Here is a 10,836-nt window from a genome sequence, read left to right as displayed (position 1 = left end):
ATGGCAGAAATCCCGACCTACCAGCGCCGAGTCGCTACCCAGGCGCTCCCCCAGGTGCGTGCAATTGCAGACGTTGCAGACACATCTGGGCTACAGCGCGGGCTGAATGACGCATCAAGCGCGGCCTTGAACATTGCCGAGAAGCAGCGCCAGCAGGCGGATACCACTGCGGTCATCGGTGCTGACACCGGGCTATCGAACTGGATGAACGACGCAATGTTCAACCAGCAGTCTGGCGTGTACACCAAGAAAGGGCAGAACGCTCTGAACGTGACCCAGTCCACGCTGGGCAGTTACGACCAGCAGGTGCAGACCACCCTGGACAGCCTGAGCAACGATGCCCAGCGCAGGCGGTTTCAGGTGATCGCCGCCCAGCGCCGCGAATCACTGTCGGGCACGCTCAACCGGTACGAGTACGGCGAGCACCAGACCTACATGAACGATGTCGACAAGGCATCAATAGCAGCCTCGCAGAACACGGCAGCGCTCAACTACAGCGACCCGGACGCGATCAGCCAGAGCCACCAGAAGATTGTGGACGTGACGCGCTCCCAGGGTGAGCGCAACGGCATGGCGCCCGAAGCCATCGACGTGATGGTGCAGAAGAACACCAGCAGCATGTATTCCGACATCCTGCGCCGCCAGGCCGCCCAGGACCCGTACAAGGCCCAGTCTGCGCTTAAGCAGTACCAGCAGTACCTGACGGCCGATGACATTACCCAGGTGGGCAGCAGCATTGACGCCAAGGTCGAGCGCCTGCAGCAGAAGGCTGAGATGGCGCAACTTCGCGCCGAGGCCAAGGCCGACCGCACTTTGGGCCGCATCAATACCCAGATTGCCAGCGGCATCCCTGCCACCGACGAAATGTGGCAAGCCTGGGGCAGCCAGGTGAAGGGTACAGCCGCGGCCGGCGAGTTCAACGAGCTGCGCAAGGCTGAGAACGAAACCCAGCAGGTACTGCGCAGGCCCATCGACGAGCAGATCGCCTACGTCAAAGCCAAGAGCGCCGACCTTCAGCAGAACGGCGGTACCGTTACAGAGGGTGCCAACCTCGCGCGCCTCGGCCGGGCCATAGACTCCAACGTGAAGATGATGTCGGAAGCCCCTCTCGACTACTTCCAGCAGCGCCTGGGCGGCAACGTGCAGCCGCTGGACCTGACCTCTGATGATGCCCCCAACGTCCTGGCCGACCGCACTGCAGCCTTGCAGGGGATGCGCCAGAAGTTCGGGGACACCGTTGCGATGAAGCCCCTGCTACCTCAGGAGGCCAAGCAGCTATCGGCCCAGCTCGACCAGATGTCGCCCGAGCAGCAGTCACAGACCTTCGCGAAGCTGCACGACGCCCTGGGCGACGATAAGGCCTATGCCGGCGCCATGCAGCAGATTGCCCCCGACTCACCCGTGCGGGCGCTCAGTGGCATGATCGCCGGAAAACAGCGGTCAATGACGCTCAACACCCACTGGTTCAAGCCCGATGACGTGGTGAGCGGTGGCGACGTGGCCAAGACCCTGGCGCTCGGGGAGTCGATCCTCAACAAGTCCAAGGCCGACAAGTCCCAGGACGGAACCAGTCGGTTCCCTTTGCCCAAATCGACGGACTTTCAGCAGGAACTGGACAAGCAGTTGGGGACCGTCTTCGCCGGCCAGCCTGAATCGTATGCCCTGGCGTCGCAGGCTGTGCGCTCGTATTACACGGGGGCTTCCGCCCAGACCGGTGATATTTCAGGCGAGGTGGACTCCCAGCGGATGCGTGCTGCGATCAAGGCCACGGTGGGCCAGGTCGTGGACTTCAACGGCAACACCACCCTGGCGCCCTGGGGGATGCCTGAGGATACGTTTCACCAGGTGGCCACCCAAAAGCTTGAGGAGGCACTGAGCGAGAAGGCGGCACCGTATTACGGACAGAAATCCAAGGGCATGGTCGAGCTGGGAAATATTGACCTGAACAGTCGGCCAAGGGTGAAGAACGCCGATGGCTCAATCAGTACGGTGCGGTCGATGTCTGCGAACTTCGACGGCAAAGAAGTGCTGATCCCCACCGTGAGTGACGACGGTCGCATCATGAGCAACGAGGAGTCCATTCAGGCTTATCTGAAGACCGGTAAAAATCTTGGCTCTTTCGATAATCCAGACGACGCCACCGAGTATGCAGAGCGCCTGCATAACAGCCAGGCGGCCCAGTATGTGGGGACCGACCCCAAGGCTTTGGCCAAATCCCTCACCCTGCGCCAGTACCGGGATGGCGTGTATTACGTCATGCAGGGCCAGCAGTTCAAGTACGGGGCCGACGGCAAGCCCCTTATGCTCAACCTCAACGGAGCTGACAAATGAGCCTGATCGGTGACCTGGCCTTCAGCGATCAGCGGGCCCTGGAGCAGGATGCGGCCGAAAACCCAGTCACGCAGCCCGCCGAGCCGAGTTTCTGGGCGGGCTCTGGCACGTCTCTATTCCAGGGGATCGTGCAGGGCGCTGGGCAGCTTGCTTTGCAGGCGGCCCAGTATGGCAACGATCCAAGCCAAGCCATTCTCATGGACGTGCCCACGGACGCGGACGAGATTGCCAGGCGATCGAACATCGGGGAGCAGCGGCAGGCATTGACCGAACGGTTGCGGCCTGATGCTCAAACCAGCGGTACCGCCGCCCAGGTGCTCTTCGGTCTCGGTGACACCTTCACCCGGTTCGGCTTCGGCCTGGCTTCTGGCGGCATGCCGGTAGCCGCAGGAACGGTGGCCACCTCATTGGGCGAGCAGCGCTACAGCGAGTTGCGGCACCAGGGTGTGGATGCCGGTACCGCGGCACTCGCCGGCGGGATCGAGGGTACCGTGGCCGGGGTCGGCGCGTTCCTCCCGGCTGCTCGCATGTTCTCTGCACCGCTGGCGGACTTCGCCGCAGTAACCAGCGCCAACGTGGGACTGGGCATTGCTGCCCGTGGGGGCGTCGGCGCAGTGCTCGAGCACAACGGCTACACGGAGCAGGCGAAGCAGTACAAAGCCCTGGATGGCACGGCCATGGCCATCGACGGCCTGTTGGGGTCGGCATTCTGGGGCGTCGGCCGGGCCATGGGGCACGCGCCAACCCCGGAACAGATCGACGCCGCCCTCGCTGGGAATAACGGTTTGCACGCCCAGCATGGCACCGCACCTGGTGCGCCAGTAGATGCCGCTTCAAGCGCAGCTCATCAGAACGCCCTGGACCTCGCCATCCAGCAAATAGCCCGTGGCGAGCCGGTAAATGTCGCCGACGTGGTTGGCGATGCCCGGTTCATTCGTGGGGACAGGATTGGCCCTGAGGATGCTGTTGTGCGCGACCAGGCCAAGCAAGAGGTATTCGCCGGCGAGCGCGCCGACCTTGAGCCCATCGCAGCCGCCGGCGTACCCAATGTGCGCGACCTTCGCCAGGAGATGGCCAGCCTCAACCGTTCACTGGACGACTTGCAGGGGGCTCATGACTCGGCGGCCGATGGGTACCGGGATATCGCGAAATCGTTCCAGCGCCAAGGCCTGAGCCGCAAGCAGGCCGAGCGTGCGGCCCGGGACAACATCGCGGCAAACCGCCAGGACATTGATCAGCAGCGCGCAGCAACCCAGGAGCGAATCGGCAAGATCCAAGAAACGCTGGAAGGCAACCGCGCCGCTGAACGTGCTCGAGCAGAACTTGGCGCCATGGATCGAGGCGAAACGCCGGCGCGCCTGGAGGGAGCGGTACAGCGCCGGGCGGAGGAGATAGGCAACGGCTTCAAGCGCACAGCATTGGCCAGCAGCGTAGCGCCAGACCACGGCATGGCCTTCAACCGGCTTGCCTCGCAGGAAATGCAACGCTTGCTGCGCGAGGGCGGCCACCCGGTCGAAGAACCGCCAGTGCAGCCGGTGCTGCAGGAAGAGCCAGCGAGGATCGTGCCCGCAGCAGCTCCCGTCAAATCCGTAACAGAACAGCCAAGAGCTGCAACGGATCGCGCCGAATCCGCAACACCCACTGATGTGCCTGCTTCGGCTGACCGCGCGGCGAGCGAGGGCAGCGACCCTCTTGCCGGTATTGATCCAGCGCTACCCGGCCTGGTCGATTCGATCATCTCGGGGGAGCGTGACTTCGACATCCCAACTGGGGCGTTCAATGAAGATGGCAGCGCGGTCACGGTTTCAGCTCGGCAGTTGCTGCAGGAGGCAGATGCTGAGATCGCCCAGGCCACCAACGATTCTCGCGGCTTTCTAGCCGCCGCCCTTTGTTCACTGAGGTTTGGCGAATGAAACAGCAATGCATCCAGGCCGTTCAGCAGGCCATAGGCCGGGCCCTCACCCAGCCAGAAATCAAGGATATCGAGGCGCGCATCCGCAGGAACATGCGCCAGTTGGCCCAGCGCGACCCATCTTGGCAGACCAAAACCCAGGCAGACCGGCTGACCGAGGCCGCCAATTCTGCAGCAAGGGAGCTCCAGGCCGAGGCCGCGAAGAAAAAGCAGCGGGTCGCGCTCACGGTGCTGGCGCACGATCGGGTGAAAAACTTCATGCAGCAGTTCCCGGACGACCCTCTCAAGGCATTGGACAGAATGCTGGCGTTCGCCTCCGATTACCCGGGCATCATGTCGGTGGAGTCGTCCACCCGGGCAATCCGGGATGAAGCCATGTCCACCATGCTCGATGCCATCGACATGACCAGGGGCAAATTTCTGGGGCTGTTCGCGGATGAAGCCAAGGCCCGCGCCATCGTTCAGGAGTTACACGGTGAGGACAGCGGTTTGGCAGAGGCCAAGGTGGGGGCCAAGCAGTTTGCAGACGTAGCGAACCGCATGCGCGAGCGTTTCAACCGTGCCGGCGGCGACGTTGGGCGACTGGATGATTGGGCCATCCCGCGCAGCCATAGCCAGTTGAAAGTGGCCAAGGCAAAAGCCCAGTGGATCGCCGACCATGTGCAGTGGGCCAATCGCGGGCGGTACCTGAAGGAAGACGGCAGTCCGATGAATGATGCCGAGCTCACTGAGTTCATGACGCACGCCTGGGAGACCGTCGCCACTGGCGGGGTAAACAAGCTGCAGCCAGGCCAGCCCTCTGGGAACGGCGCGCGCGCCAATCGGGGGAGCGAGGCACGCCAGATCCACTATAGAAATTCCGACGCCTACCTGGCAGCCCAGACCAAGTATGGCGACAAGGGCCTGATGGACTTGATGTTCGGTCACATAGACCGGGCGGCGCGCGACATTGCCCTGGTCGAGGCCCTGGGCCCGAACCCCAACCACGCCATGCGGTACCACACTGAGGCAGCGGCCAAGGAGATGATCACCGCTGACCCCAAGGTGAGCTCCAAGGTGGGCAAACGCGTGAAGAAGCTGGAAGCCCTGTACACCGAGGTCGCGGGGAATCGCGAGCCGCCGGCATCTGCCGGCCTGGCCAACGCTTTCGACACCTACCGTGCCACCAACGTGGCCGGCAAGTTGGGCTCCGCGGTGATAACAGGCCTGAGCGACCAAGGCACCATGGCGCTAACCGCAAAGCTCAACGGCATGCCGGTAATGCAGATGTTTGCCAACGAAATTCGCATGCTGAACCCGGCCGACGCCAGCCACCGACGCCTGGCAATGCGCGCAGGCCTGGGTATCGACCAGTTGATTGGGAGTCTGGCGCGCTGGGGAGAAGAGGGCCTGGGCACCGAAGCTGAGGTCGCGGGCCGGGCGTCGAAGTGGTCCCAGGCTACCGCGACGAAAATCATGCAATTGTCGGGTATGAACGCCATCGACGGCGGCAACCGCCGGGCCTTCGGCGCCACGATGATGGATGTCACCGGCGATCTAACTCGCCGGCACGCGACCATTGCTGACCTGGAGAGTGGCGATCAGCGATTGATGAAGGCTCGCGGCATCAGCGACCAGGACTGGGCCGTCTGGCGCCTTGCCCAGCCTGAAGACTGGCGAGGTGCCGGCGACCAGGTGCTGACCGCCGGGAGTATCTACCGGATCTCCGACGCCGATCTGGCAGGCCTTGCCGCGCAAGCCGGTGTGTCGCCTACCCGATTAAGGGAGCAGGCCGCCACGCGGTTGCTGGGCATGGTGCTGGACGAAACCAACATGGCCATCCCCGCGCCGGGTGCTCGAGAAAAAGCATTCATGCATGGCAGCAACCACCGTGGTACCTGGAGCGGCGAGATTCTGCGTAGCTTCTGGCAGTTCAAGTCGTTCTCTGTATCGATGATTTCCAAGCACTTTCGGCGCGCCATGGCCCAGGAAACAGGGTGGGGGAAGGCTGGATACGCGGCTGCGCTCTTCGCCTCGGCTACCGTGCTTGGCGCTGTCGCCCTGCAGCTCAACGAGGTGGCCAGCGGCAAAGACCCGCGCAACATGCTGGATGACTCTGCCGGCGGAATACCTGGGCTCAGCTTCGGTATAGCCGCGATGCTCAAGGGTGGCGCGCTATCCCTGTACGGCGACTTCGCTTTCTCGAACCTTACCCAGGGCGGTACCTCGGCCCTGGCTGCCTTCGGCGGCCCGCTGGCCGGCGACATAGAGACATTGCTGAACTTGCGGGGCATGACCGCCAATGCGGTCGAGAAGGGCGACGCCTCGAATGTGGGCGCCAGGCTGATCCAGTTGGCCAAGGGGCACATCCCGGGCGCGAACCTCTGGTACACCAAGGCCGCGACCGACCACCTCATATTCCACCAGCTGCAGGAATACTTCTCCCCTGGATACCTCAACCGCATGACGCGGCGCGCTCGACGCAACTTCGGGCAGAGCTACTGGTGGGAGCCTGGAGACAGCACCCCGGTTCGCTCACCCAACATGGAGGCTGCAACCGGCAACTGACCGCGCAGCGCCCTCGCTGACCCAAAATCATTCCCCAAAAAGGACCCGCTTCGGCGGGTTTTTGCGTTTCTGGAGCACTGAAAATTGACCGTATCAACCACTGAAAGCATCATCGATTACGACGGCAATGGCTTGACCACCACCTTCCCGGTCCCGTTCAAGTTCCAGAATAACGGCGACCTGGTGGTGGCCTTGGTTGACAGTCTCGGCACCAGCACGACCCTCGCCATGGGTACCGACTACACCGTTATTGGCGCTGGCGCGCAGTCCGGCGGGGCGATCATTACGCTGGTGGCGCCCACCTCCTCGCAGACAATCGGCATCTCGCGTGAGCTGGCCCCGGTGCAAAGCACCGACTTGCGAAATCAAGGCCGCTTCTTCGCCGAAACTCATGAAAATGTGTTCGACTACATCACCATGCTTATCCAGCAGTCGTTCTCCTTTCTGGGGCGCGCCCTGGTGCGGCCGGTCGGCAAGGCCTATTACGACGCCGAGGGCAGGCAGATCCGATCCCTCGGATCGGCCGGGGGCGTCGGCTCAAACGCGACCAATTACGACGACCTACGCGAAGCGATCTCGTCGCTGCCAGGCCCTGGCCTTCCCATCAACTACGTGTCGACCGCGACTTCCATAAAAAATCTGATGCTCGTCACGCCGCGGGCGGACAACGTTCAATACGATGTACGCGAGTACATTGTGGGAACGGGCAGGGGAGGGGGCCGGTTCACCTGGTCACCATCCACCCCGAAGAGCAAGCACAACGGGGGAACCGTCTTCAGTCCGACTGTACCGTTCGATGGCACGCAAGCATCTCTGGCTGCGTTCCTGCTCGGTACCGGCGAGACCTCGCCCACCGGGAATGGGTGCTGGGTTCGAATCTATGACGACCTGTTTGGTGAATACTTCGGGATGTGTGGGGGAGCGTACCGAGACCCGGATGCCTTCTCGGCTGCCCACAAATTCGCTGCGGCCAACTACATTCCGCTGCACTTGAATGGCCAGTACTACGTTGCGGGAGCCCAGGTTATGGGCGGTCGGATGATGCTGGTGGGCCACAACGGCGCTTCCCTCACCGGCAACCTCAAATACCTGTGCCTGACTTTCCCGCCCGCCGCCGACACAACCACCCCGATCACGGACACGGCGCCTTATTTCGACTCCCGTGGCATGGCCTGGAAGGCCATCGACGGTGATGCAGGTCTTGAGGTTCAGGCTCAGTACGGTGACAAGTTCATCGACACCTGCAACGTGAACAAGAACAAGTTCTATGGCCAGGTGGGGTTCAAGGGTACCCACCTGATTGGCGGCGTGATGTCGGACAACGACTTCTATACGACCATTGCAGGCGTGGTGCAGGAAGGGTGCACCAACTGGACCTACAGCGAACTTCGGTTCCGGCAGGCTGCACGGTTTGGTGTTGTCCTGCGCCCCAACACCTTGAACCCTGGGCGCAAGGGGGGAGAAAACCATAAGTTCAGCCTGTGCGAATGGGCCGTGTGCACCGTGGGCCTTCGCCAGATCCGCACTCAATGGTGCACAGTGGACAACTCGCTGTTCGATTACTGCGGGCTTCCTGTGTGGGCCACGGGCTGTCTCTACCAGAAATACTCCGACACGTACTTTGGTGCTGCGAAGCAAGGCTCGTTGGAATCAATGCCAGGTTACGTGGCGCCGCCGACTGTAGGTACCGCCTTCTATTCTGAGCCCTATATGTCGGGGACGGTTGCTGGTGGTGACGCAGTTGTTGAACCTCATAGCTGGACCGCTGACGGCTGCGAATATGTGAACTACACGTCTGGAGTTACGCAGCCGCTAGTGAACTCGACTGGCTACAACTCCGATCAGCCGACCGGTAATTTTAGTCAGAAAGTTCAAATGTCTAAGTGCAAGCTTATCGCCGGGGCCAACCATGCGGCGTCCCAACTTATGGCAATTTCGTACTGCACTGATGTGGACCTTGATGGAATCATTTTTGATTCTTATAACAAGTCCACCACAATGACCGATCCTTTTATTCTGAATAACGTTACGACCTATAACGTTCGTGGCACAGATACCTATGCCTGCTACCAATCGGGCTTACGGATGTTCTCTAAGTTTGAGCGCGAGTCGCTTGGGCGGTTGGCTATGGTAGATGATTCACTTGGGTTGCTATTGCAGAACACCAGTGGATCGAACTGCCTGGTTGTGCGAGGGAGCGGTAACGACAGGGTTGATTTGTACCTGGGCGGCTCTCTGCGAGCCCTTGGCGTTGGCACTGCCAACAGCGGTGGTACGGGTTACAGGACGGTAGTGGTGCCGAACTGAAAAAAATGGCGCCTTCCTTGGCGCCGTTTTCTCATGCTGGTTGGGTGGCGGCGTTGCGCCGGGGGAGCAGGTTGGATGCGACCTGGCGCGCGTAGTTGCGGTAGGGGTTTTCAACGAGGCGGTAGACCACCTCACAAGCGATCATCAGAATCACGAACAGGTAGAACCGATTGATCACAACGCCGTTGGCGCCGATCACCGGCATCAGGTAACGGTCGGTGTAGATGATTGCCAGCAGGTGAAGCATGTACATCGAAAAGCTCAAGTTCCCCAAGTGCACCAGAAAGCTGTTCGAGAGGATTTTCGAAATCAGGCCTTTGGCCACGGAGAAGATGTAGATGCAGAAGGCAAACAGGGGCAGGTACAAGATCACATGGTCAAGCGGAATCCTGTCCTTCCCGCCATCCACGACCGTCCAGTGGTAGGTCACGGCGATCAGCACCAGAGAGATAACCTCCAGGGCCGTGGCGAAGCCGACCGAAAAGCCTTGGCTGCGCTTCTCCTTGGTGATGTAGAACGCGATGCCCGTGCCGATCAGGAAGATAAACAGGTTGATGGGCGACACACGGATCAACCAGGTGGCGGACGCAAGGCGTTCCGGGTCGCGGTAGATCCAGAAGGTGAACGCCAGCAGGACCGCCAGGCAAAGCCCCGACAGCAAGAGGCCCGAGGCAGCGCTCTTATTAAATCCGAGTTTCTTGATGCCGATGATCAAGAATGGGAATGTCAAATAGAAGGCCCATTCAACCGACAGTGTCCAGGACACAGAGTTGAGCGCAAAGAAATCGCTATAGCTTGGGTACCAGCTTTGCATCAACAGCGCGTTGTACACGCCCATGGTGAAGGTGGTGGGCGCACCGGTAATGAAAACAAGCGGAATGGCAAACAGCAATGTCAGCAAGTGCACCGGGAAAATACGACCGATACGCTTGATGTATATGCTGGCCAGACCCCTGGGCTCAAGGGTATTCACCTTGTTGGCATAGGTGTACGTGATAATGAATCCAGAGAGGATGAAGAAGAATACAACGCCGAGGCCTCCCGTATCTGTCTGTAGTCCAAGGTGATCTATGTAAACAGCTAATGCCGCGAAAAAGCGCAGCGAGGTTAGTGGCTTAATCAAAGCTATATCCTTATGTCTTTATTTCCGTGTCTCTTGCATTTCGTCAAGGCTCGGAATCTATCAGTTGCCGTTTGTTGAGGTTAATTAGGTCGTCTGCACAGTGCTTGTGTGCTGGCCCCTGCTGTAAAACTTGTGCCACCATAACCGGCTGATGTCGGTCATTCTGATCGGTGAGGAGGGCCTATCAGACCTACCGTGCCTGTCGCTGCATCACTGTATGGCTGGCGTAGCCCAATGTTTCAGGGAACATACACGACAGCCCACGTGAATCCAAGGATTAGGGGATCCATTTTTTCGGCCTGATACCTGCTCCCTCGCGCGCCCCAGATGCCCGGGCTTTCCATGAGGACCAGCGATTTTGGGCGGGGCCGGTACGTTTAGGTGCTGCCGACGTAGAGGGAAAGCGCGCTACCTGGTCTGGCGACCCTGGGCGCGGCGGCAGGCGGATGGCGAGTATCAGTGCTGAGCGGTCGATGTGGCTCTGCACAAACGCTTCACGGAGCTTCTGGCCGCCGGCCTGGGCATTCGCGCACTGCCAGTGCACGCCGCATGTTCGACCACCACGGTGCTGCGCATCCGCGATATTAACGTTTGAGGTCTTCACCGGCTGCGGATT

Annotated in this window: 5 protein-coding genes and 1 pseudogene; 5 read left to right on the top strand and 1 reads right to left on the bottom strand. The window is 60.8% G+C overall.

Going from position 1 to position 10,836, the window contains the following annotated elements; genetic code table 11:
* The 4 genes from QBK88_RS27860 (at position 1) to QBK88_RS27845 (ending at position 9,097) form a co-directional block, all read left to right on the top strand.
* Positions 1 to 2,331, top strand: coding sequence for a hypothetical protein (locus QBK88_RS27860; protein ID WP_277964587.1), 2,331 nt, complete (start codon positions 1 to 3; stop codon positions 2,329 to 2,331).
* Positions 2,328 to 4,244, top strand: a complete 1,917-nt coding sequence (locus tag QBK88_RS27855) for a hypothetical protein (protein WP_277964586.1) — start codon at positions 2,328 to 2,330, stop codon at positions 4,242 to 4,244. Before QBK88_RS27860 ends, QBK88_RS27855 begins: the two co-directional genes overlap by 4 nt.
* The gene (locus QBK88_RS27850; RefSeq protein WP_277964585.1) at positions 4,241 to 6,790 is read left to right on the top strand and encodes a hypothetical protein; all 2,550 of its coding nucleotides are present in this window, start codon (positions 4,241 to 4,243) and stop codon (positions 6,788 to 6,790) included. Before QBK88_RS27855 ends, QBK88_RS27850 begins: the two co-directional genes overlap by 4 nt.
* An 84-nt stretch (positions 6,791 to 6,874) precedes the next feature.
* Positions 6,875 to 9,097 (top strand): hypothetical protein, encoded by a 2,223-nt coding sequence (locus QBK88_RS27845; RefSeq protein ID WP_277964584.1) that lies wholly within the window; start codon positions 6,875 to 6,877, stop codon positions 9,095 to 9,097.
* A gap of 31 nt (positions 9,098 to 9,128) precedes the next feature.
* Here the strand turns inward: QBK88_RS27845 and QBK88_RS27840 are convergent, their stop codons facing one another.
* A complete protein-coding gene (locus tag QBK88_RS27840) occupies positions 9,129 to 10,220 on the bottom strand; it encodes an acyltransferase family protein (RefSeq protein WP_277964583.1) in 1,092 nt (363 codons plus the stop codon).
* Between the two features lie 469 nt (positions 10,221 to 10,689).
* Between QBK88_RS27840 and QBK88_RS27835 the strand changes: the two are divergent.
* Positions 10,690 to 10,815: pseudogene (locus QBK88_RS27835) on the top strand (recombinase family protein); the annotation flags it as partial.
* Positions 10,816 to 10,836: the final 21 nt, after the last annotated feature.

The organism is Pseudomonas sp. RIT-To-2, assembly GCF_029623465.1.
In the GTDB taxonomy this organism is placed as follows: domain Bacteria; phylum Pseudomonadota; class Gammaproteobacteria; order Pseudomonadales; family Pseudomonadaceae; genus Aquipseudomonas; species Aquipseudomonas silvicola.
This window is presented reverse-complemented; position numbering and strand designations above follow the sequence as displayed.